The following is a 25,149-nucleotide window of genomic DNA, read 5'->3' as shown; positions in this document are numbered from 1 at the left end:
CAAATTCCACTAAGGAACATATGAGCCAGCTCAAATGCTGTGTTATTGTCCCTACTTATAATAACTCAAAGACTCTAAAAAGAGTTTTAGATGATGTGCTACTGCAAACTTCCGATGTAATTATTGTTAATGATGGCTCCACTGACAACACCAAAGAATTATTAAAAGGTTATTCCCAATTATCACAAATAAATTTAGATAAAAACAAAGGCAAGGGCAATGCCCTTAGAGTGGGATTTAAAAAAGCACTAGATTTAGGTTTTGAATATGCAATTACTATAGATTCTGATGGGCAACATTTTCCCGCAGACATTCCTGTTTTTTTAAACGAATTAAAAGCTAAAGAAGACAAAAACATATTATTGATAGGAAGTAGGAATATGGAACACAAAAGTGTACCCAAAAAAAGCAGCTTCGGCAATAAATTCTCTAACTTTTGGCTCTGGGTTACAACCGGAACTACCTTAACTGATACACAATCTGGTTTTCGGCTTTACCCCATTAAGGCCATGAAAAACATTAACCTTAAAACAAATAAGTTCGAGTTTGAAATTGAGGCAATGGTCAGATCTTCATGGAATGGTATTGCTTTAAAAAATGTGCCTATTCGCGTACTGTATGATGAAACAGAACGAGTTTCACATTATCGTCCTACAAAAGATTTTTTACGCATTTTTGCACTAAATACTATTCTAGTACTTATAGCTTTAATCTATATAAAACCGCGAGATTTATATCGAAAATTTCGTAGAAAAGGTTTTAAACGATTCTTCTATGAAGACTTCTTACAAAGTAATGACCCTCCACTAAAAAAAGCATTATCAATTGCGTTGGGTACTTTTATTGGACTTTCACCCTTATGGGGATTTCACACTTTTTTAGTGATTACTCTTGCAGTTGTACTAAAGCTGAATAAAGTAATCGCATTTGCATTTTCAAATGTGAGTATGGCCCCTTTAATTCCCTTTGTAGTTTATCTAGGCTTACAAACAGGCTCCATTGTTACTGGACAAGAAGTGAGTTTTGCTCTGAGTGATTTTACTGAAGATTTTGGAGCGCTTAAACAGTTTAAAACTTACCTCATAGGCAGTATAGTTCTGGCAATTTTAGCATCAACACTCTTCGGGGCAATAGGATACTTTACATTGCTTTTGTTTAAACGAAAAAACACTTCGGTAAGCAATGGGTAAATTCTTTCGTATTGTTGACGAATGGATAAGTGCCAACAAATGGCAAAGTGCTTTATTATTATTGACTTTTGTCGGCTCCCTAGCCTTTTTGGCTTCAAAAATTGAATTTGAAGAAGACATTTCAAAGTTGATTCCATTTAATGAAGATGCCAAACAACTTCAAAAAGTATTGAAATCGGTCAACTTTGCTGATAAAGTTATTGTTAATATACAGTTGCAAAACAATGGCAATCTAAATGAACTCACTCAATTTGCAAATCAATTTTTAGATAGTTTAAACAACTCATCATCGGCATACATAAAAGAAATACAAGGTAAAATTGACAACGAAGCTGTTTTAAATTCTATGGATTTCGTTTATGAAAATTTACCTTTATTTTTAGATGAAACCGATTATTCCAATATAACAAAAAAACTAAGCCAGGATAGCATCACTGCTATCACCAATGCAAACTACAAAACCCTTATTTCGCCTACTGGAATTATTGCAAAAGAAACCATTCTAAAAGACCCACTTGGACTATCATTTATTGCACTAAAAAAACTACAACAACTAAGTTTTGGTGATGATTTTACATTAAAAAATGGATTTCTATTAAGTAAAGATGAAAAGAACATATTACTTTTTATTAGTCCCAATTTTGAATCGAGCGACACAGCAAACAACGAACCTTTTGTAGACAACCTTTATCACCTTCAAAACCAGTTGAACACTTCATTTAATGGTAAAGTAAAATTAGAATATTTCGGAGGAGCGTTAATAGCCGTTGCAAATGCACAACAAATTAAAAAAGACATTCAGTTTACAGTAGGTATAGCGCTCACCCTTTTACTTTTAATTTTAATACTCTTTTATAAAAAAATCACACTACCATTAATTCTATTTACTCCAACTGCAATTGGAGGGTTATTGGCAATTGCAGTATTATATTTAATACGCACTAAGGTTTCGGCAATTTCCTTAGGTATTGGTTCAATTTTACTTGGCGTTACTCTTGATTATGCACTACATATTCTTACCCACATTCGAAACGGAAATTCTATCAAACGATTATATGAAGAAGTTGCTCCAGCCATAATAATGAGCAGTTTAACTACAGCATCTGCCTTTCTGTGTTTGCTCTTTTTAAAATCACAAGCCCTGCAAGACCTCGGTATATTTGCCGCAATTAGCGTGTTAGGCTCTGCAATTTTTGCACTACTTTTTGTTCCACAGGTTTATAAAACAACGGAAGATAAAATAAAAGGGGAAACATTTTTAGATCGCATTGCAGCATTTAATTTTCATAAAAACAAATGGGCAATTGCCTTTATATCCATAGCTTTAATTATTAGTGCTTTCACTTATTCTAAAGTACTATTCAATAAAGATATCAGTCAACTTAATTACGAACCGCAAGAAATAATTAACGCTCGCAAACAACTAGATGCCCTCACAAATTTAGAATCTAAATCTGTTTATATAGCGACGTATGCTAATTCTATTGAAGACGCATTACAAACCAACGATGGTTTAAACGAGAAGCTAATTGAACTTAAAAAGAGAGGTGCAATTATTGACTATAGTGGAATCGGCGGACTAGTTTCTTCCAAAGCTACACAAACAGAAAAAATAGCATTGTGGAATCAATTCTGGAGTACAGAAAAAAGCAATACTCTAAAACAAAATTTAATTACTAGCGGTAATACACTAAGCTTTAAACCAGATACCTTTAAAGCCTTTTTTCAATTATTAAAGACCGATTTTAAAATTTTAGACCTTAATGATTTTAAGGTTCTTAATGCGATTCCGATTCAAGATTATGTAAGTACTGACATAAATTTTAGCACTGTAAATTCACTAGTAAAACTAGATTCGTCCAAGATAGATATAGTTAACAAAGCATTTAAAAATTCGGCCAATACAGTTGTAATCGACCGACAAGGAGTTAATGAAACCTTTTTAGGAAACTTAAAAAACGACTTCAACCGCCTTATCAGTTATTCTATTTTAGTCGTATTATTAATTCTAGGTTTATACTATCGTAGTTTCTCACTAACCTTAGTAACCGCTTTACCCATTTTCCTAACCTGGTTCGTTACAGTTGGAATTATGGGGCTTTTCGCGATTCAATTTAATATTTTCAACATTATTATCTGCACTTTTATTTTTGGCCTCGGAGTAGATTATAGCATTTTTATCACTAATGGTTTACTAGCAGAATTAAAAACTGGTGAGCGCATTTTACCAACTCATCGCACTTCAATTATCCTTTCAGTTATTACTACTATTTTAGGAGTAGGTGTGTTGATTTTTGCCAAACATCCTGCCCTGCATTCAATTTCTACTGTTTCTTTAATTGGTATATTTTCTGCAGTTGAAATTGCTTTTACACTACAACCTTTACTATTTAAACTATTTATTGGAAGTGCTACAAAAAGACCTATTTCTTTGCGTGTTCTTTTGCATTCAATTATTTCTACCACCTACTACGCTTTAGGTGGAATGTTATTTTCATTTTTAAGTACCATTCTTGTGAAAATTGTTCCGATTAGCAAAAAGCTAAAAATGAAATGGTATCACAAAGCCATGTCTAATCTTTTAAAATCAGTCTTATATAGCAATCCGTTTGTAAAGAAAAAAGTAATTAATGAATCCAGTGAAACTTTTGAAAAACCAGCAATGATAATTGCTAACCATGCTTCTGCATTAGATTCACTTACCATAGGAATGCTGCACCCGAAAATAATATTCTTGGTAAATGATTGGGTGTACAACTCACCCGTATTTCGATTTGCTGCGCGCTTGGCTGAATTTTATCCTGTTTCTGAGGGTATTGAAAAAAGTGTTTCACATTTACAAAAGAAAATTGACCAGGGTTATTCATTAATGGCATTCCCGGAAGGAACTCGTTCCGAAACCAACAAAATTAGACGCTGGCACAAAGGTGCATTTTATCTTGCTGACCAATTAAAATTAGACATTGTTCCGATTCTTATTCATGGCAATTCTGAGGTGCAACCAAAAGGCAGTATTGTAATACGCGATGGAAGCATAAGTGTTAAAATCTTAAAAAGGATAATTTCTTCAGATAATTCTTTTGGAGAAATTGATCGCCAACGCACAAAACAAATAGGTAGTTTTTTTAGAACTGAATTTCAAAATTTTAGAGATGAAGTAGAAGATGAATCCTATTTTCAAAAAGACCTATTAGCTGAATATCGATATAAGGGAAATGACATATATAAGGCTGTAAAAGAAGATTTCATTCTGCATAAAACGAGCTACAAAAAGATAATCGATTTTATTCCTAAAAAAACAACTATAACTAACCTTGCCGATGATTATGGACAATTGTCCATTTTGCTTTCTATGGATTCTGCAGACCGTAAAATAAATAGTTTTCATTCAACAACAGAAGTGAAAAAATTAGTTGAAAATTCATTTACGAGTCAATTTAGAAAAAGAATATCCTCTTCTGATTCTATAGAAGAAATACTCTCGCAAAAGGTCGAAACCTTAATTTTAAACCTAGATAAATGTGATTTAGAAGCAATCGCAGCTAAAATAAGTATTGAAATTGCTACCTTCATTTTAATAAATGAAACCTCTGATATTCAAGATAAGACTATTTTAGATTTAGGTTTTAAACTTGTGTATCAAGAAAAAACGTTGTCGATTTGGCAAAGATAAAATCACATTATGATATTGTAATAATCGGCAGTGGCATGGGTGGTCTAGTGGCAGCAAATATAATGGCACGTGAAGGTAAAAGTGTTTGTGTATTAGAAAAAAACAATCAATTTGGCGGAAACCTTCAAACCTTTGTTAGAGACCGCACTATTTTTGATACCGGTGTACATTACGTTGGGGGTTTAGAAAAAGGGCAAAATTTATATCGCTATTTCGACTACTTGGATATTCTAGAGGGATTAGAGTTAAAGAAATTAGATGAAAATGCTTATGATGTTATCACTTTTGATAATGATGAAACTGAGTATCCACATGGGCAAGGTTATGATAATTTTAAAAGACAATTAGTTGGTTATTTCCCCGATGAGGAAAAAGCTATCGAAGCCTACTGTAATAAGTTACAAGAGATATGTCAAAAATTTCCGCTATATAATTTAGAAGCCGGTAAACCGTATGGTAATGACCCAGAGCTTTTTGAACAATCGGCTAAGGATTATATCGATTCCGTTACAAAAAACAAAAAGCTTGGAGCTGTATTAGCAGGTTCAAATTTATTGTATGCAGGTATTGCCGATAAAACCCCAATCTATGTACACGCCCTTTCGATAAATTCATACATACAAAGCTCATATAGATGTGCAGATGGCGGAAGTCAGATTACCAAATTATTGGTGAAAAGATTTAAAGAAAACGGTGGGGAAGCATACAATCATCAAGAAGTAGTGGATATTAATTGTGTCGACAAAAAAATCACCTCAGTAGTTACTTCAGATGGAAAAGTAGTTACAGGGGATAAATACATCTCTAACATAGAGCCCAAGATAACCCTGAAAATGGTAGGGCCCGAACATTTTAGAAAGTCGTATAATTCTAGAATTCAAAATTTAGAAAGTACAGTTTCGGCATTTAGCATTCACATCGTACTCAAACCTAAATCTTTTAAATACATCAATAAAAACTATTATCATTTTAATAGTTGCGAAAATGTATGGAAGGGTCATGAATACACTCAAAATACTTGGCCAGAAACTTATATGGTTTCCATGGGTGTGCGCAAAAACCAAGATGAATGGGGTGACCAACTTACCGCCATTACCTATATGCGATATGCTGAAGTTGAACAATGGGAAGACACTTTTAATACCGTAGCTCAAAAAGGGGATCGCGGCAAGGCATACGAAAAATTTAAAAATGAAAAGGCCGAAGCTTTTTTATGTGCACTTGAAAAAAAATTTCCAAACATTCGTGAATGTGTGCATTCTCTTCATACTTCTACCCCGCTATCCTATCGTGATTATATTGGCTGTACAAGAGGATCCATGTATGGATATATAAAAGATGTAAAAGACCCATTACTCTCATTTATTTCGCCACGAACAAAAATTGAAAACCTATATTTTACAGGTCAGAGTTTAAATATGCATGGCATCTTAGGAGTAACTATAAGTGGTGTAGTTACGTGTTCAGAAATTTTAGGAGGCGAATACCTCATTGATAAAATTATACAACGAACTAAAAAATGAACGTATCTATTGCCTTAAATTTAATATTTAAAAAAACATTCCTTTTTTGTGGAATTGTACTTTTTTTAAATTCATGTGGGGTAAAGAAATCACTACTCGAATCTCCTGAAGTTTCTGAATACGAAACACCAGTTGCAAAACGGAAAAAAGTTAATGACTCTACCTATGTTCTAGGGTCAGATTTTTTGACAAAAAACAAGCAAGGCCAGTGGGAATTACTTGTACAAGGCAACCCGTATCAACTTGGCTTAAAAACAGGAATCCTAACCAAAGAACTTTTTAATTACCAAGAAGAGATCTTTGTTAATAAAATTGATGAATTAGTTCCATCCTCAGGAAAACAAAATTTTCTTCGAAAATTCTTAGCTTGGTTTAATCGAAAAATGTACTTGAATATAGATGAGAAATTTAAAGCTGAAATATACGGTATTTCTAAAAGCGCGAAGCAAGACTTAGATTATATAGCGAAACCATATCAACGAGTAATGTACTTTCATGGAGCCCATGACATTGGACATGCATTACAAGATTTGGCCCTTGTTGGTTGCTCCTCTTTTGCTGCTTGGGGTGATCACACCCAAGACAGCAAAATGATTATTGGTCGAAATTTCGATTTTTACGTAGGGGAAGAATTTTCTAAAAATAAGATAATAGCTTTTGTTAAACCCGATAACGGATATAATTTTATGTCGGTTACTTGGGGAGGGTTTATAGGTGTACTTTCTGGAATGAATGATCAAGGTTTAACGGTTACCATAAATGCTGGAAAATCTGACTTTCCATTGATTGCTAAAACACCAATCTCATTGGTAACCCGTGAAATATTACAATATGCTTCAACTATTGAAGAAGCTATTGCAATTGCTAAAACTCGAGAAGTATTCGTATCTGAATCTATATTTATCGGCAGTGCAAAAGATAAAAAAGCGGCCATTATTGAAGTATCACCCAAGAATTTTGGTGTTTACGAAGTTGAGAATTCCAATCAGTTAATTTGCGCTAACCACTTTCAAAGTGCCGCTTACGCGAAGGATAAAAACAATCAAGAACATATCCTGGAAAGCCACTCTCAATATCGTTTTGAACGAATGGAAGAATTATTGGACAAGCAACCTAAAATAACACCTAAAATTGCTGTCGACATTTTACGAGACAAAAAAGGTTTGAATGAAAAAGAGCTAGGTTTTGGAAATGAAAAAGCATTAAACCAATTATTGGCACACCACGGAATTGTTTTTAAACCAGAAGATTTAATGGTATGGGTTTCTTCAAACCCATATCAATTGGGAGAATTTGTTGCTTATGATTTAAATGAAATATTTGCAGAAAGAGATCAAAATGAAACACATATTGAATTATCAAATGCAGATTTAAATATAGATGCAGATCCATTTTTATATACTGAAGCATACGCTAGTTATAAAAAGTATCGTGAATTATATGCTGTAGTGAACAAGGCTATATCCACTGAGTCTCATTTAGAGCAATCCACTTTACAAGAATTTGAAGCTAGTAATTCAGAATTTTGGGAAGTACATTTTTTAATTGGTTTGTATTATTATAACCAAGGTTATGACGCACTGGCCTTACAGGCTTTTACAAAAGCCGAAACAAAAGAAATTACTACCGTTCCAGATAAAGAAGAAGTGGAAGATTATATTCGTAAACTAAAGAGAAGATTGAATTGATGATGGAAATTCCTGAAATTGAAAAAGCATCAACCGAAGAAATAAAAAGCTTTCAAGAAGAAAAATTGAAAGAGCTACTACTGTATTTAAATAAAAATTCTAAATACTATAAAAATCTATTCAGCTCCCATAATATCGATATTGCCAATATTCAAACTTTAGAAGATTTAGCTAAAATACCAATCACCACCAAAGAGCATTTACAAGAATTTAATGATGATTTCTTCTGTGTACCTAAAAATGAAATCGTTGATTTCGTAACCACTTCGGGCACTTTAGGAGAACCCGTAACTGTTGGATTAACCGATAAAGATTTAGACCGATTAGCGTACAACGAAGCAATCTCCTTCGCTTGTGCGGGAGTTGGAAAAGATGACATACTTCAACTTACCACCACCATAGACCGACGATTTATGGCCGGTTTAGCGTATTTTTTGGGTGCCAGAAAACTTAAAGCTGGTATTATACGCGTTGGAGCCGGAATTCCTGAACTACAATGGGACACCATTAAAAAGTTCAAGCCCACCTATTTAATTGTTGTGCCCTCATTTTTATTAAAACTTGTGGAATATGCAGAAAAGAATAAAATAGATATTAACGCATCGGGAATTAAAGGTGCTATTTGTATTGGTGAAGCCTTACGCGAACAAGATTTCTCATTAAATACCCTTGGCAAAAAAATAAAAGCAGCTTGGAATATAGAATTATATTCAACCTATGCATCTACAGAAATGAGCACAGCATTTACGGAATGTTGTGAGCAACAAGGAGGTCACCAACACCCTGAACTAATTATCACTGAAATTCTCGATGATGTTGGCAATAAAGTACCTGATGGACAAGAAGGAGAATTAGTAATTACTACATTGGGCGTAGAAGCTATGCCCCTACTTCGCTTTAGAACTGGCGATATTGTTATTGCACATACCGAAAAATGTAAGTGTGGGAGAAATACAACACGCTTGGGGCCTTTAGTTGGTCGTAAAAAACAAATGATTAAATACAAAGGAACTACCATTTATCCACCTGCCATGGATAATTTATTGAATGATTTTTCAGAAGTGGCTAGTCATGTTATCGAAATTTATAAGAACACTATTGGCACCGACGAAATCTTAATTAAGATTGCGGTGCACACACCCTCTGAAGAATTACTGCTTAAAATAAAAGATCGTTTTCGATCTAAACTGCGTGTTTCGCCTAAAATAGAAGTATGTGATTTTAAAGAAATTCAAAATTTAAGCATGGGGAAACTGGGCAGAAAACCAGTTGGAGTTATTGACAAACGAAATCAGTAAAATTAAACTGTAATGAAAAAGCCTTTTATTGTTGACAAAACCTTTAAAAATGAAGATTATTCGAAATTAGCATTAGCGAAGAGTCAATATGAAAATTGCATTTTTGAAGGTTGTAATTTTGAAGGCAGCTATTTAGACAATCAAAATTTTATGGAATGTGAATTTATTGATTGTAATCTAAGTAATGCCAATATCACAAATACCACTTTTAATGAAATTACTTTTTCACATTGTAAAATGATTGGACTTAAATTTGAAGAATGTAATGATTTCTTGATGGCATTTTCATTTTTAGATTGCAACTTGGATTTCTCATCTTTTTACGCACTTAGTTTAAACCGACAGCAATTTATTGATTGCAAAATGTGTCAAGTCGATTTCACAGAAGCTAAACTAATAGAAGCAAATTTTGATAATAGTAATTTAGAAGGAGCTATTTTTCAACAAACAAATATTGAAAAAGCCAATTTTCTATCAACTTTAAATTTTAATATTAACCCTGAAATTAATCGCATTAAAAAAGCAGTTTTTGCTAAAGATGAATTAATTGGTTTGCTTCGCAAATATGATATTGTGGTGAAGTAAAAGTGTCAATTTCAAGAATTTAGAAATAACTTAACCACCACTTATCTCTATTGTTGGTTTTATAAGTATTATACCAAGAACAAATTGGATAAAGACCGATTACTAAGACAATCCAGATTATATACACTACACCCAAATTAAAACCGTACCCTCGTAAACCATTTTGCATAGTAACCCATAAATCAATGTACATATTAGATGCGTCAAACCCAGTTATCACTACTGCAATGAGCGCCAACAAATGAATAACGTAAATATGAATAATGTAAAAGAACATTGGTACTCGACCAATAATAACTAATTTATCATAAAGCCAACCCTTCCATTTTTCTGCAAGAGCAAGCACTATTATTGATGGCCCTAGGGTAATTAATAAAAATAATAATGAAGGTGGATACTTTGAAATATTAAAAAAAGATATTAGTGTATAACTCCAAGAATCTTGCGGTTCCCATTCATATGGATCTCCATACAGATTCATAATTCGAAGTATGAAAAAGGTAACAATAAGACCCATACCACATTGCAACAATATTTTTGACCTTATTTTTCTATTAAATGTTGTTTTATATAATGCTCCAAAATAATACCCCAAAGGCATTACAAACACCCATGGAATAATTGGATAGGCCACAAAAATTTGAATATCGCCATAGGTTAACAATTTAAACTCATGTAGAAAAGTCCAAACTCCAGAATTAAAAATACCTGTTGGCACAAAAGAATCAAAAGCATTATGCCCTACTATCATTAGAACAGAAACTATAATAACCGATTTTTTGGGTAGATGAATTAATCCTGCAAGAATTATCATAGCCAACCCTAAAATCCAAATAACCTGAAGCAAACTATAACCCAAATCAAACTTAAAAAGCCATCCAAATTTAATAATCGTTAGCTCCAAAAATATAAGCCACAAACCTCTTTTTAGCAACCAAACAGACAAAGCTTTCAAACCTCTTCTTTGACCTACAAAAAAAGCAGAAGTACCAGCCAAAAACACAAATACGGGTGCACAATAATGCGTAATAAATCGTGTAAAAAATAAGGCTCCATTTGTTTGTGTTAAATCAGTAGGATCAAATAGATAAGCATCAAAATGAAAATAATCTCGAACATGGTCTAAAGCCATTATTATCATCACTAGGCCACGTAACATATCTATAGATTTAATTCTGCTACTGGATGTATTAACCATAGTACTAACGCTCTAATTTTTTACTCTTTTATAGCTTAGTTAAACAAAAATTAACCATAACTTAAGAATTAAAGTAACCTAAATAAAGAGGAGAAAAACAAATATATTATGCAGTGTCCACAATACTGTATAAGATGCCGATTATCGCTATAAATGGTATTTTTTAAAATAGCAATAATTTGCAAAAAAAGGGATAGGCATTAATTAAAGCCTATCCCTTTTTAATTTATTATTGCTGAAATCTTAGTTAAGAAATTGTCTCGATTCTACCCAGCGGATTTTTTTGTTGTTTTTTAATTGATTGTAGAAAGCAAACTCTCTAGACTCTATTGGCGATTGATTGATAAAAATTTTCATGATGTATAATTAATGATTGATGTGCTATTATATACCGTGATTAGCGGTTAAAGTTTCGGTAAGATGCCCATTGAGCTCTTCTACTATTACTAAAAGTTGAGAAATATTGTCCACTTCTAGATTCTGTTGCTGTTCTTGTGATTGATGCTTTCATGTTTTTTGATTTTAAATTATTGGTCTTTGTTGTTTATAAAATCGTGATTAGCGATTGAAATTTCTGTACTGCGCCCATTGCGCTCTTTTACTATTCCCAAAAGATGAAAAGTATTGTCCTGTTTTTGATTCTGTTGCTGTTCTGCTGCTCGTTGCTTTCATAATTTCTTGTTTTTAATATTGATATTATTTGTTGTTTATAATTTGTTTATACTAGATAGACGAGAGATGTTTCATTTTGTTACAGTACTATGTATAAAAAGGTACTATTTTATAAATTATTTAACATTCAATATTTATTAAAAAGTATCAAACTATATTTAAAATACTGATTTCAAGTGTTTTATGTAATTAACACCTATAGATTGATTAGTAAAATAATTTTTGAAACTATTATTTAATATTAGTTTTGGCTGACAAAAAAAGTAATGGCAATAAAATGAGAGAAGAATACTAGAGACCTCTTTCGCCTAACTATTCTATAATACGAATTAAAACTAAGGCTCTCTAAAACTAATTTAAGGCCATGATTTAGTAGAAGATTAAAATTTTGTACAAATGAAAACTAATTAATAATATCGTATAGAAATTTTGCAATTTTTACTTCAAACTCATCCATATATTTTACAGGAGTATGCCCTGCTCCTTTATAAGTTACAAGCTCATTCTTTATATTATTAGCTTTTAAGCTATCAATTAGTAAAACTGAATTGTCATAAGAAACAGATTGATCTTCGCTTCCATGAACGATAATAGTGGGTGGATCATTTTTATCGACATCTAGTTTACTCCATTTCTCATCAGGGGTTCCCCATAAATTAATAAATCCAATAATTCCTCTAGTATTTTCTTCCTTATTGGTATTATTAAAAACCAAAGGACTTCCGAGAATACCTCCAGCCGAACCTCCACCGATGATAATTTTAGATATATCTACATTTAAAGAATCTCCATTAGCTCTTAGCCAATTGAGGCCTTTATTTGCGTCTTCAATGGCATCTGAAAGTGTGCCAGCCATATCAGTTTTAGGGCTTTTCCGAACTCGATAATCCAAAGACAAACAAACATAACCTTTCTTAGCAAATCGACTAGCCATCTCAACTATATAAGACTGTGATTTATCATTACCATATCTAAAACCACCGCCGTGCAACCAAACTATTACTGGCCGATTTTTAATGTGATCATTTTTAGGCGTATAAATATCAAGAGCCAACGATTGCTTTTCTCCTTGGAAGTTTACCGCCTCACCATAAATTAGGTCCTTTTCAATCTCAATGTGATCAAATACGGTATGCAGATATCTTACATTATTTTTCTGAGCATTCAATTCATAATTTATAGACCAAATTAAAAGGGTAATTAATAAAGTAGAAATAGATTTAATTGAATTCATATTTAAAATTTTGACATTTATTTTGGCACCCTCTCAAAAAAAATCTATTTATTTTTTAGTAAAATAAGGTAAACGACTCAAAGGAACTTCAATCTCAATTGTGCGACCACCTTTAAACATGTTACCATTTTCTGCAACCCATTTACCTTTCGGCAATATAACTTTTCGTTTTCGTTGCCCTTTTTCAATTACTGGTGTAACCAATATAGTATCTCCTAGCATAAATTGGTCTTTTATAGTTTCAAACCCGCCATTTGGATATGCTAAAACCATTGGTTTTACTATTGGCTCACCCGTTTTTGAAGCATTTTTTGCCAATTTCAAAAACAAATTGCCCATTTTTGCGTGTAACATCGCAGCTTCTAAGCACAGTTTATTATTCTCTTTTGACAAAACTCTCCAAGGTGCCACCGAGAATTGCATCATAGGCATTAACGAATGTACCTGGGCAGATCGCACTACCAATTCCTCATCTATAGTAGTATTATTTTCAAATGACTGGTATTCTCCCCCACCAATCATATCAGGACAAGTATATGCATACCCCATAATACTTTGAGACATTAAATCTGGAATAAGTTTTGCAAGGTCATTCCAATTATGATTTTTATCTCGTAATCGTTGTGCTAAGGGCAAGCCAGCCATTTTCCATGATGCTCTATATTCATTTAAAGGAAATTGTAATCCTAATTTCGCGAAATATGTAGTATGATCATTAGGGTTAGTATCAGGAACAAAAGAAACAATATCTCCTGTATAAAAATCAGAATCGCCAGCATCAAATTTAAAACCGTCTACACCATACTCATCCATTAAATACTTAAGTCTTTCTTCAAACCAATTTTGAGCCTTTGGATTGCTCAAATCTAAGCAAGCACTTGCGCCATTCCACCATCGAATAATGGCAGCTTTATTTTTAGTATTCGCCCAAAGTACTTCTTTTGTTTTATCACCATCAAGCAATAACATTCCTTCTTTGGCTAAATATCTAAAATTCTCCGTGTCGGCACTTATAAATGGACAAACCCACAACATAACCTTAAAACCCATATCGTGCAGCCTATTCATCATACCTTTTGGATCTGTAAATCTTCTTGAAGAAAATTCCCATGTGCCATAACTTTCTTGCCAATTATCATCAATCATTAATACTCCTGGAGGGTAACCCTGGTCTATAATTGCTTGCGCATAATTTAAAATATCTACTTCATTTTGATTGTAGGTAAGTTCTATCCAAGTGTTGTACTGTGGCTTTGTAAACAATAAGTCATCTGGTATTTTTCCGTTAGGCGGAAAATAATTTTCAACCGAATAATCGTATGCATCTCTTAAATTCTTACCTGCTGACCCAAATTCTATTTTATCTGCTTTTGTAGTTACCTCTAATTTCCCACTTTCAAAAGAATATTCTATTGGAGATTCACTCCAAACATATCTACCCTTACTTGACAACAATAAGGGTTGTGCCTGATTCCCTTTATTATCACCCCAGAGATTATGACTTACTTTAGTGCTAACGTCGTACGGTGTATTATGACCAATGGCACTGAGACCTCCCCACCAAAATTCACCAGGAAGAACCTCAACCTCTACCTTGTCTTGAGCATAGACTTTTAACATTGTCGTTATAACAAATGTTAGTAAAAATACTTTTCTCATTTTTGGTTTTTGAATTTTAAAAATTAATTGAAAACTAAAAGTAAGCATAGGTAAAACCCCTTACAACTTAAATCCATTAATTTACAATTACCTTTAAAAAAGTGATGATAAAACCCATAAATCCGTGTGCAAACGGATATTTCGTACCTTGTACGTACAAGATTCATAAAATGAAAAATATCTGTATACTCTTCTTTCTTTTTAGCATCTCAATTAACGCACAAAACACGTTATCCTTTAAAGAAGGAGATCAGTCTCCAAATTCAAATCTCTCAGAAATTTCTTGGATAGAAGGACATTGGAAAGGAGAAGCTTTTGGTGGTATTACCGAAGAAATATGGAGCCCGGCCTTAGGTGGTTCTATGATGTTTTCATTTAAATTGGTTGTAGAGGGCAAAGTTCAATTTTACGAATTAGGACATATTCGTGAAGTAGAGAAAACACTAGTTTTTGAATTGAAACATTTTCACGGAAATTTAAAAGGTTGGGAAGAGAAAAATGAAGTACAACAATTTAAATTAATTAAAGTAGCGGATAACAGACTTTATTTTGACGGTTTTACTTTTGAAAAAGTAAATTCAAATGAAATTAATATCTATGGGTTAATACATCAAAAAAATGGAGCAGTTGAAGAAGTAATCTTTAATTACAAAAGAGCTGAGTTTTGAAGAAAAAATGTCTAGAATGTGGTGCAGAACTTATGGGCCGGGTCGATAAGAAATATTGTTCCGATGGATGCAGAAATGCATATCACAATAAATTTAATTCAGATAGTAAAAACCTCATTCGTAATATTAATAATAGACTGCGACGTAATTATAAAATTCTCGATAGTTATACTTTAAAAGATGGTAAAACGAGAACTACGAAAAATAGTTTATTGGATAAGAATTTTGACTTTGATTATTTCACCAACCTATATACTACTAAAAAAGGTACGACCTACTATTTCATTTACAATTTAGGTTATTTACCCCTAGACAACGATTATTATATGATTGTTAAAAGGGAATAAAAAAAGCTCTCATAATTGAAAGCTTTATTACTCTAAAAATTTTCTTTTAATTACTTATAGTTATGCCCACTAAGCTTTAATGCTGCAATAACAATATCTTTTCTAGAAATTTGTCCGACTAACAATCCGTCTTTCATAACCGGTAATCTTCTTCGGTTATGTTTTACAAATACACTCGCAGCATCGAATATGCTCATTTCATGTGGAATGGTCTCCACATTTTTAGTCATATAATTTTCAACACTTTTATCTAAAATTGGCATATTAAAATATCGGCTTTCAGAAATTTGTTTCATACAATCAGCTTCAGAAATAATACCTACCAAAAATCCATTATCATCCAATACTGGTCCACCAGAAATATTGTATTTGGTAAATAACTCCATTACTTCGAGAATAGACTGTTTGGGACTAAAAGAAACTAACTTTTTTGTCATATAATCTGTAACCAAAATAGGGGCATCAAACTCCTTCTTAGTCTCTTTCCGGGCTCCTCTAAAACTCTTTATTCCCATAATTTTAATCTTTTTAAGTAAATATTGGTCGGTTAAGGTTAATCTTAAATATACTCTTTATTGATGATTTTGCCAAAAAAATCGGATGAAACAATCAAAACTTTAAGAATTTCATACTTTTATCGAATATCTCATAAATAAATGAAACCATTTCAAAGCTTTTTAACACTGCTACTAATCGCAATAGCAGTATACTGGTGCTTCGACGCCGAAATGCCAAAATACAACGAAAATGAGCAACCTAATCTATCAGAATTCTCTACAAATAGGGCATTACAACATGTTAAGAACATTTCTCAAAAACCACATGGCGTTGGTTTCGAAGGACATACAGAAGTAAGAGAATATATTATTAAAGAACTGGAAAAATTAGGTCTTGAAACACAACTTCAAGAAGGTTACACAGCTGGTGATTGGGCAAATTATAGCAAAGCTATAAATGTTTTAGCACGAATTAAAGGCGCTGAAAACGGTAAAGCATTACTTCTAATGACTCATTATGATAGTAGTCCCCATTCATCGCTAGGTGCAAGTGATGCCGGGAGTGGTGTTGCAACAATATTAGAGGGTATTCGTGCTTTTTTAGCCAGTGGTAAAACTCCAAAAAATGACATAATCATTTTAATTACGGATGCAGAAGAACTCGGTTTAAATGGTGCAGATTTATATGTAAATAACCACCAATGGGCTAAAGAAACTGGTTTAGTTTTAAATTTTGAAGCACGGGGTAGCGGAGGTGCGAGCTATATGCTTTTAGAGACAAATAAGGGTAATTCCAAACTAATGAAAGAATTTACGCGAGCTAATCCGGATTTTCCGGTTGCAAATTCATTAATGTACAGTATCTATAAAATGCTTCCGAATGATACAGATTTAACCGTTTTTCGTGAAGATGGTGATATCGATGGTTTTAATTTTGCCTTTATCGATGACCATTTTGACTACCATACCGTACGTGATAATTATGATCGGTTGGATAGAAATACTTTGAAACACCAAGGAGCATATTTGATGCCATTGTTAAAACATTTTTCGAGTACAGATCTCAATAACCTTAAAGACGATAGTGACCTAGTCTATTTTAACGTTCCTATTTTTAAAATGGTAACCTACCCTTTTTCATGGATATGGCCGATGTTCGCCCTAGCGGTTTCTATTTTTATCGGTTTACTGATTTATGGTTTAAAAAACAACAAACTAAACGTAAAACAAATCGCAATAGGCTTTATGCCAACGCTTATTTCTTTAATAGTAACCGGAATTGTGGGCTATTTCTCTTGGTCCTTTTTAAAATGGTTGTACCCCGAATATCAAGATATATTACATGGTTTCACCTATAATGGAAAAGCATATATTAATGCCTTCATATTTTTATCCCTCGCCATTTGCTTTTATTCCTATCATCGATTCAAAAAAATAGATCCTAAAAACCTATTAGTAGCCCCACTTTTTATTTGGTTATGTATTTGTGGAGCATTGTCCTATTACCTTAAAGGAGGTGTTTACTTTATTATTCCCGTTTTTGCAGCTTTGGCCGCGTTTATGGTCCTTATCAATCAAAAAAAACCAAATCCGTTTTTATTAGTTTTCTTAGCTATACCTGCACTATGGATATTTTCACCTTTTATCGCATTACTACCTGTTGGTTTAGGACTAAAATTAATGGTAGGAACTACAGTGTTAACAGTACTAAATTTTATTCTTCTAATACCACTTATTGGTTTTTATAAAAAGAAAAATAGGCTGGCTTTAATGAGCACAATACTATTCCTATTTTTTATAACAAAAGCGCATTTTAATTCTGATTTTTCGGAAGAAAATGCAAAACCTACTAGTTTAACCTATATACTAGACGTTGATTCGAATACGGCAAACTGGGCAACATACGAACAAGTGTTAAGCGACTGGACTGCTAACTATATCAATAAAAATAACCCCGTTAAAGAATCAAAGAATACTTTAAGCAGTAAATACAGTACTGGTTTTAGCCATATTTCTGAAGCACCATTAAAAAACATAAAACCTCCCTTAGTTGAAACCTCTTTTGATACCATTATTGGAAATGAACGTATTCTCAATTTGTGTATAACCCCTCAGCGAAAAGTTAATAGATTAGAGGTTTTTACGAATAAAATTGTTTTAAACCAGGTAATAATAAATGGAATAGAACTTAGAGATTCGCAACTTGGCGCTAAAGAAGAAGGTAGATTACTAACCCATTACATAACTAATAATGAATTTACTGAGCTTCAAATAAAAATTCCAAAAGACCAAGCCCTAACCTTAACACTTTATGAAGCTTCAAATGATTTATTAAATCATCCAGATTTTACTGTACCCCCACGCCCAAATAATAATATACCAATGCCGTTTGTATTAAACGATGCTATTCTAACGATTAAAAAGATAACTTTTGAATAAAACTATTGCATTAATTGGTTGTGGTTGGCTCGGACTTCCATTAGCTAAAAACCTTATAGAAAAAGGATATTCCATAAATGGAAGTACTACCTCAGCTGACAAATTACATTCATTAAAAGAAGTTGGAATCAATGCTTTTAAAATAGTCATCACTGAAGAACAATTAGAAGGCGATATAGTTGAATTTCTAAAAGACACCGAAATTGTAGTTATTAATGTTCCTCCAAAATTAAGAGGTATAAAGAAGGAAAACTATGTAAAAAAAATGCAATTGCTCCATCAAGCTATTGCACAATCGTCGGTTCAAAAAATTCTTTTTATTAGCAGTACAGCAGTTTATGGTGCTGTTGAAGGTGAGGTTTCTGAAGAAACAGAACCAGAACCAGCTACAGAATCGGGAAGACAAATGTTAAGTGCTGAAAATATATTTACAGATAATAGGCAATTTCAAACTACAATTCTGCGCTTTGGAGGATTAATTGGTGGCAATAGACACCCTATAAATATGCTCTCTGGTCGGTCAAATTTATCAAATGGTAATCATGCTATAAACCTTATTCATAGAAATGATTGTATTTGTATTATTGCCGAAATAATAAAGAATAATTGGTGGAACGAATTATTTAATGGAGTTTATCCTCATCATCCAAAAAAGAGAGATTATTATCATTCTGAAGCTATTAAAAATAATTTACAACCTCCTGATTATAAACAAGATAATTACAAAAAAGGCAAAATAGTAAACTCAGATAGACTCATTTTTGTTAAAAAATACAAGTTTACTACCACCATATAGTCGATTTTCACAACACAAGGTCCATATTTCACAACAAAAGCAGGTCTGTGACTGTTAATGTATAGTGTATTACATCGATTAACCCCTAACTTTATTGGATAATTATAAAACATATTGCCATGAGAAAATCAAGTTTAAGGACAAAGATTCTCAAAGAAATTGAAAATCTTGTCACAGGAAGCACGAAAGCTAAAGTTAGACGTAAATACGAAAGACTCCATGTTGCAATTTTGAAAAACCATTACAATGCGGCATCTGTTTCGATTGATTACCATCGTAATAGAGTGGAGATGGATATTATTGTGGATGACAATGCTTATGACCCTAGAAAGGTGAATACACAAATTCCGACATTGTATGCTAATATTTTATTTAAAAATTTAAATGAATTTTTAAAATCTTGTTTAGATAACGACTCTAAAAGTTTAGCTATTTATGCTCGATTATTAAAGTCATTTAAAAATAATGAGGCTACTTACACAATTGCTTAGCATTTAATAAATAACCAACTTAATTAGTAAAAGGGATGTCAAAATATGACATCCCTTTTTACTTGCTAATTTTAAAGGTTTTATAACAGATATACCCAGATAATTTTAATAGTTTAGCGCACCAAAAATTTACAAAATGAAAAATTTATTAATTGCCCTTGTATTTCTAGTTGGTTTTGCAAGCTCGGCTCAGACGAATACCGAATTACAAAAGCATTACGAAGCATTTTATAAGGAAATGCGATTACAAGGTGATATGAATGGAGTAATTAATGCACTTACACATCTTAATATATTATCTCCTTCACAAGCTCGTAAAGATACTCTAGCATATATTTATGCTAATGACAATCAACATTTACAGGCTTTAAATACCATTGGTATTGAAAAACAAGATACCGATTCTGATTTAGCAGTGCAGGTAAAGGCCATTTCATTAAAAGCACTTGGGCAACCAAAAAGAGCATTAGAACAATTTGAAGTACTTTTTAAAAGAGTACCTAATGCTTATTTAGCATATGAATTAGCTGATTTAAAAATTCAAACAGGCGATGGTGTGGGTGCATCAAAAAATATCGAATTTGGCCTTTTGAATGTTAAAGACGATCAGAAATATGCATTTTATGAAAGACAACAGCCTTATGAAGTTTCTTTAAAAGCAGCATTTACACATCTAAAGGCGCTGGCCCAATTTAACCAAGACAAAAATATTGATACTGCAATTGCAACTATCGATGAAGCTTTAAAACTAGACCCTAATTTTAATTTGGCTAGTTTAAGCAAACAAGCTCTTGAGTCAAGAAAAAACGAAGCTGAAGCAGCTCCAAAAGAGGAGTAATTACAACATATCCTATTAAAAAAGCGTCAACTTAGGTTGGCGCTTTTTTTATTAACTACAATTTAATTTTAAGGCGATTTTCAATTAGTGTCTCCTTGAATTAAATCAATATCTATTTTACTATTTAAAATTACATTAAACTGATTTCGTAAAGCATTAAATGCATCAATCATTTCTATAACAGGTGGTTCAAAATCTATACGATATTCTAAACTACTTTTTGTTTTTAAAATATACGTTTTAAGCATTAATTGTCTACTTTTTATATGCGGCGTATCAAACTCCAAAGGATAAGTAGATTCGGCCATTGCTTTTTGTTTCTCAATTAAATCTTCAATAATTAAAGACAAATCTTCGGCATTATCAATGTTATAAATACTTGCAAAAGTGCTCTCAAGCTCTTGATATTCGAGCCACTTATTTAAAATATCAGCAGCTTTGGCATTAACATTTAGCTTTTTTGGCCATTCTTCAATATTAAAATTTACTTCTGTCGATTGATTTAAAGACTGGTCTTTCTTATTATTTTTACAAGAAACAAAGAATATAAAAACGAGCGTTAGTATTAGAAATTTATGCATGAAGCTAAGTTACAAATTTTAGATGGTGCCAATTATTGATTTTAAAAAAGACGACGCTATAATCGCACCACTTTTCGCAAAAAAATAAACTTCACTCTTATATGGTAAATTTCAATTTCTTTTCAATTGCCATAATCATAGCATTGGCGATATCTTTACCAGTGGCATTTTCTATGCCTTCTAAACCAGGAGACGAATTTACCTCCAATAACAGTGGCCCTTTATTAGATCGAATTATATCTACACCCGCAACAGCTAAATTCAATACTTTAGCTGCTTTTAAAGCTAATTTTTTCTCCTCCGCTGTTATTTTTATTGTTGAAGCTTTACCTCCTTGGTGAATATTTGCTCGAAATTCACCTTTTTGTGCTTGACGTTGCATGGAAGCAACCACTTTATTATTAACAACAAAACAGCGAATATCTTGACCATTAGCTTCCTTAATAAATTCTTGAACCAAAATATTTGTGTTTACACTCTTGAAGGCATTAATTACACTCTCCGCAGCTTTATTGGTTTCTGCTAGTACAACTCCTTTACCCTGAGTACTCTCCAATAGCTTAATTATTAAAGGAGCTCCATTTACCATTTTTATAAGGTCTTTTGTATCCATTGGAGATTTTGCAAAACCCGTAATTGGTATATGAATATCATTTTTAGAAAACAATTGAGAAGCAAAAAGTTTATCTCGAGATTGGGTAATTGCCTCGGCCGAATTCTGACAATAAGCACCCAGATTATCAAATTGCCTTATTAATGCACAACCATAAAAAGTTACTGAAGGTTTAATACGGGGAATAATTGCATCAAATCCTGCTAAAATATTTCCACCTCGATATCGTATTTCAGGAGCTTGGGCATCTAATTTCATATATGCCAATTCTACATTCAAAAACACAATTTCATGCCCCCGAGCTTCGGCTGCCTCAATTATTCTTTTATTACTGTACAAATTAGGATTACTAGCCAATAAGGCTATTTTTAGTCCAGACTTTTCTTTAAAATAGGATTTGTACTTTCTATTTATTTCTTCATCAGAAAAAGACTGTACTTGATAATTTAAAGCGGGGTTAACAACGAATCGCGCATTAATAGCTTCTCTACCTAATAGCATTCGAAACTCCATTGTATCTCGATTCGCCAAGGTTAATTCAACGTCAAAAGTTTCACCTCCCATTGTTAATGGGGTTTGCACCACTAAACGCTCTTCAGAAATACCAGAGGAACTTTTAACCATTCTACGGTCGACCAAACGCGCCTCACATTCAATAGCTATGCTTCTATTTTCTTGTAACGGACTAACCTCAAACTTCACCCATTCCTCTACCCCTTTACTATAAACCTTAATATTTGTTGCTTGAATTGACGAAGTCTTAGCACCAGAATCTACCCGTGCTTTAATTGCAGGCACGCCTAAATCATCAAAAACACACCACTCTTCTCCACCAATTATCTTTAAATCTTCCACTATTTGTTGTTTTACTGTCTTTTTTAGACAATTCTATTTCTTTCTTAATTCGAAAATATCTTTTCTTCTATCTTTTAAATTTCTTACTGCACCAAACTGATTTAATTCTCGCAACAAATCGATATCTACATCTGCAATTAATATCATTTCCGTATTTGGCGTTGCTTCAGCCTTTATACCATTTGTTGGAAACGAAAAATCACATGGTGTAAAAACCATACTTTGAGCAAACTGAATATCCATGTTCTGCACATTCGGCAGATTCCCTACGCTCCCAGCAATAGCAACATAACATTCATTTTCAATTGCTCGTGCTTGGGCACAATGCCGAACTCGAGAATAGCCATTTTGCGTATCAGTCAAAAAAGGTATAAAGAGTATATCCATACCTTCATCTGCCAATAAACGACTTAATTCTGGAAATTCAGAATCGTAACAAATTAAGATGCCTATTTTTCCACAATCGGTATCAAAAGCCTTCAATTGTGTTCCGCCCTGCATTCCCCAAACTTTGGCCTCGTCTGGTGTAACATGCAACTTTTCATAGCGCTCCATGCTTCCATCTCTACGACAAAGATAACCGACATTATATAATCTACCATCAATCATTTCCGGCATGCTCCCTGTAATAATATTGATATTATAAGAAATAGAAAATTCCGAAAACTTCTGTACTATATCTTGCGTATGTTTTGCTAATTCTCGAATGGCATCTGGTGTAGATAAATGATTATCTTTTGCCATTAAAGGCGCATTAAAAAATTCAGGGAATAGCGCAAAATCAGAACGATATCCAGATACTGCATCAATAAAATACTCGGCTTGTTGCAATAATTCTTCTAAATCTTTGTATGGTCTCATCTGCCATTGTATAAGACCCAAACGAATAATTGTTTTTTTAGAAACGGCCTTTTTCGATGGTTTTTGATAATAAATATTATCCCACTCCATTAAAATGGCAAAATCATTTGAAGCAGCATCTCCCTCCAAATAACCCTTCATTACTTTGGCAGGGTGAAAATCATTACTAATCTGAAAATTTAGAACCGGATCTTGAATCTCTTTTCGTCGCACTTGAGCTATATATTCTTTAGGTGTTAGCTCCTTTGCATATTTATGAAAATTCGGCATTCTACCTCCAAAAACAATACTTTTAAGATTTCTTTTTTCACACAATTCTTTTCGATAGTCGTACAATCTTCGTCCTAATCGTAAACCCCTAAATTGAGGCTTTATAAACACTTCTATTCCATATAAAACATCACCATTGTTATTATGTGTATTGAATGAATAATGGCCGGTAATTTGTTCATATGTATGATTCTCGTCGAAATCTTCATAATCAACAATAATCGAAAGTGCCACCCCTGCTAACTGGCCATTTATTTTTATTACTACTTGGCCTTCAGGAAACTTTTCTATTAAAGATTCTATGTGTTCTTCCTTCCAGTATGCTCCTGGCATATTTGTATAAGCTGAAATCATTGCTGATTTCAATTCTTGGTAATCATTAAGATCTAAAAACTTTAATTCAATATTTTCTATTTCTTCTATTTTCATGATTTGTGACATAAAAAAATGGGATTTTCTAAAAGAAAACCCCGGTTAATTTTATTGTACTTATTAATTCTTTTATTAATCGTTATCCTCATCGTCGACCATATCTTCTGGAGATGGAGCTACAACTGCTTCAGGGTCGTCATCTTCAAAATCATCATAATCGCTTTGTTTATAATTTTCCATCGTATACTCAAGTTTTTCGCTGATTTTCACCAAATACTTAGTGTCCTCAGTTAAAACCTCTACAGCCTCAATACGCTCGCCATGTGCGTTTCTAAATGAAATTATATCTCTATCATCATATCCATCAGGATATCTCTCAACGGTAAGCCTTAATACTTCCGGAGTTAATTTTTTGAAATCAACAATTACTTTTCTAAGGTGTGCATGTTTGTCCATTATTCTATCAAATTACATTTTTAAAAGGTAAGCGAAAATCAAAGGCGCGACGATAGTAGCATCACTCTCAATTATATATTTTGGGGTATTAATATCTAATTTTCCCCAAGTTATTTTCTCATTAGGCACAGCACCAGAATACGAACCGTAACTGGTGGTACTGTCACTAATTTGACAAAAATAGCTCCAAAAAGGAGTGTCGGTTCGTTCCATGTCTTGATACAACATTGGCACCACACAAATAGGAAAATCGCCAGCAATACCCCCACCTATTTGAAAGAATCCAATGCCTTTCGCAGAGTTTTCCGTATACCAATCGGCCAAGAATGTCATATATTCTATACC

The 25,149-nt window shown here is 32.9% G+C and carries 21 protein-coding genes; 12 read left to right on the top strand and 9 right to left on the bottom strand.

What is annotated here, in order from left to right:
* Window positions 1-20 precede the first annotated feature (20 nt).
* The 6 genes from ABJF52_RS05490 to ABJF52_RS05465 are packed head-to-tail and all read left to right on the top strand — an operon-like array spanning window position 21 to window position 9,957.
* Window positions 21-1,190, top strand: a complete 1,170-nt coding sequence (locus ABJF52_RS05490; protein WP_348147453.1) for a DUF2062 domain-containing protein — start codon at window positions 21-23, stop codon at window positions 1,188-1,190.
* Window positions 1,183-4,863: an MMPL family transporter gene (locus ABJF52_RS05485; RefSeq protein ID WP_348147450.1), complete on the top strand. Its 3,681-nt coding sequence runs from the start codon at window positions 1,183-1,185 to the stop codon at window positions 4,861-4,863. The genes ABJF52_RS05490 and ABJF52_RS05485 overlap by 8 nt, the downstream gene beginning before the upstream one ends.
* On the top strand, window positions 4,860-6,386 hold the full coding sequence (locus ABJF52_RS05480) for an NAD(P)/FAD-dependent oxidoreductase (RefSeq protein WP_348147587.1): 1,527 nt from the start codon (window positions 4,860-4,862) through the stop codon (window positions 6,384-6,386). The genes ABJF52_RS05485 and ABJF52_RS05480 overlap by 4 nt, the downstream gene beginning before the upstream one ends.
* On the top strand, window positions 6,383-8,074 hold the full coding sequence (locus ABJF52_RS05475) for a C45 family peptidase (protein WP_348147447.1): 1,692 nt from the start codon (window positions 6,383-6,385) through the stop codon (window positions 8,072-8,074). The genes ABJF52_RS05480 and ABJF52_RS05475 overlap by 4 nt, the downstream gene beginning before the upstream one ends.
* Complete coding sequence (locus ABJF52_RS05470; RefSeq protein ID WP_348147444.1) at window positions 8,074-9,372, top strand: AMP-binding protein; 1,299 nt, start codon at window positions 8,074-8,076, stop codon at window positions 9,370-9,372. Before ABJF52_RS05475 ends, ABJF52_RS05470 begins: the two co-directional genes overlap by 1 nt.
* 12 nt (window positions 9,373-9,384) lie before the next feature.
* Window positions 9,385-9,957, top strand: coding sequence for a pentapeptide repeat-containing protein (locus ABJF52_RS05465; protein WP_348147441.1), 573 nt, complete (start codon window positions 9,385-9,387; stop codon window positions 9,955-9,957).
* A gap of 19 nt (window positions 9,958-9,976) precedes the next feature.
* Here the strand turns inward: ABJF52_RS05465 and ABJF52_RS05460 are convergent, their stop codons facing one another.
* The 3 genes from ABJF52_RS05460 to ABJF52_RS05450 all read right to left on the bottom strand — a co-directional run bounded on the left by ABJF52_RS05460 (window position 9,977) and on the right by ABJF52_RS05450 (window position 14,720).
* Window positions 9,977-11,155: a heparan-alpha-glucosaminide N-acetyltransferase domain-containing protein gene (locus tag ABJF52_RS05460; RefSeq protein WP_348147438.1), complete on the bottom strand. Its 1,179-nt coding sequence runs from the start codon at window positions 11,153-11,155 to the stop codon at window positions 9,977-9,979.
* 1,075 nt (window positions 11,156-12,230) lie between these two features.
* Complete coding sequence (locus ABJF52_RS05455; RefSeq protein WP_348147435.1) at window positions 12,231-13,061, bottom strand: alpha/beta hydrolase; 831 nt, start codon at window positions 13,059-13,061, stop codon at window positions 12,231-12,233.
* Window positions 13,062-13,109: 48 nt separating this feature from the next.
* Window positions 13,110-14,720: a glycoside hydrolase family 31 protein gene (locus ABJF52_RS05450; RefSeq protein ID WP_348147432.1), complete on the bottom strand. Its 1,611-nt coding sequence runs from the start codon at window positions 14,718-14,720 to the stop codon at window positions 13,110-13,112.
* A 170-nt stretch (window positions 14,721-14,890) separates the two neighbouring features.
* On the opposite strand from ABJF52_RS05450, the gene ABJF52_RS05445 reads away from it, so the two are divergent.
* Entirely contained in the window at window positions 14,891-15,388 is a 498-nt protein-coding gene (locus ABJF52_RS05445; protein ID WP_348147429.1) for a DUF6265 family protein, read from the top strand.
* Window positions 15,385-15,735: a hypothetical protein gene (locus ABJF52_RS05440; RefSeq protein WP_348147426.1), complete on the top strand. Its 351-nt coding sequence runs from the start codon at window positions 15,385-15,387 to the stop codon at window positions 15,733-15,735. Before ABJF52_RS05445 ends, ABJF52_RS05440 begins: the two co-directional genes overlap by 4 nt.
* A 50-nt stretch (window positions 15,736-15,785) precedes the next feature.
* Here ABJF52_RS05440 and ABJF52_RS05435 read toward each other — a convergent pair whose 3' ends face one another.
* Complete coding sequence (locus tag ABJF52_RS05435) at window positions 15,786-16,250, bottom strand: CBS domain-containing protein (protein WP_348147423.1); 465 nt, start codon at window positions 16,248-16,250, stop codon at window positions 15,786-15,788.
* A gap of 141 nt (window positions 16,251-16,391) precedes the next feature.
* Between ABJF52_RS05435 and ABJF52_RS05430 the strand changes: the two genes are divergently transcribed.
* From ABJF52_RS05430 to ABJF52_RS05415, 4 genes are all read left to right on the top strand, one after another.
* Window positions 16,392-18,671, top strand: a complete 2,280-nt coding sequence (locus ABJF52_RS05430) for a M28 family peptidase (protein ID WP_348147420.1) — start codon at window positions 16,392-16,394, stop codon at window positions 18,669-18,671.
* A complete protein-coding gene (locus ABJF52_RS05425) occupies window positions 18,664-19,467 on the top strand; it encodes an NAD(P)H-binding protein (RefSeq protein ID WP_348147417.1) in 804 nt (267 codons plus the stop codon). Before ABJF52_RS05430 ends, ABJF52_RS05425 begins: the two co-directional genes overlap by 8 nt.
* Window positions 19,468-19,586: 119 nt before the next feature.
* Window positions 19,587-19,958: a hypothetical protein gene (locus ABJF52_RS05420; protein ID WP_348147415.1), complete on the top strand. Its 372-nt coding sequence runs from the start codon at window positions 19,587-19,589 to the stop codon at window positions 19,956-19,958.
* Window positions 19,959-20,094: 136 nt separating this feature from the next.
* Window positions 20,095-20,796 carry a hypothetical protein gene (locus ABJF52_RS05415; RefSeq protein WP_348147412.1) on the top strand — a complete coding sequence of 234 codons (702 nt, stop codon included), beginning with the start codon at window positions 20,095-20,097 and terminating at the stop codon, window positions 20,794-20,796.
* Window positions 20,797-20,876: 80 nt separating this feature from the next.
* Here the strand turns inward: ABJF52_RS05415 and ABJF52_RS05410 are convergent, their stop codons facing one another.
* The 5 genes from ABJF52_RS05410 to ABJF52_RS05390 form a co-directional block, all read right to left on the bottom strand.
* Window positions 20,877-21,377: a hypothetical protein gene (locus tag ABJF52_RS05410; RefSeq protein ID WP_348147409.1), complete on the bottom strand. Its 501-nt coding sequence runs from the start codon at window positions 21,375-21,377 to the stop codon at window positions 20,877-20,879.
* Window positions 21,378-21,474: 97 nt separating this feature from the next.
* On the bottom strand, window positions 21,475-22,845 hold the full coding sequence (gene rimK, locus ABJF52_RS05405) for a 30S ribosomal protein S6--L-glutamate ligase (protein ID WP_348147407.1): 1,371 nt from the start codon (window positions 22,843-22,845) through the stop codon (window positions 21,475-21,477).
* A gap of 33 nt (window positions 22,846-22,878) precedes the next feature.
* Window positions 22,879-24,405, bottom strand: coding sequence for a bifunctional GNAT family N-acetyltransferase/carbon-nitrogen hydrolase family protein (locus tag ABJF52_RS05400; RefSeq protein WP_348147404.1), 1,527 nt, complete (start codon window positions 24,403-24,405; stop codon window positions 22,879-22,881).
* Between the two features lie 75 nt (window positions 24,406-24,480).
* Window positions 24,481-24,804, bottom strand: coding sequence for a hypothetical protein (locus ABJF52_RS05395; RefSeq protein WP_348147401.1), 324 nt, complete (start codon window positions 24,802-24,804; stop codon window positions 24,481-24,483).
* Window positions 24,805-24,816: 12 nt separating this feature from the next.
* The coding region (locus ABJF52_RS05390) for a deoxyhypusine synthase family protein (protein ID WP_348147398.1) at window positions 24,817-25,149 on the bottom strand (333 nt) is incomplete at its 5' end.

Origin of the sequence: Aurantibacter sp., from assembly GCF_039941195.1 — a bacterium.
Classification (GTDB): domain Bacteria; phylum Bacteroidota; class Bacteroidia; order Flavobacteriales; family Flavobacteriaceae; genus Aurantibacter_A.
Note: the sequence above shows the minus strand (reverse complement) of the source record. Positions and strands in the feature narration are given on the sequence as shown.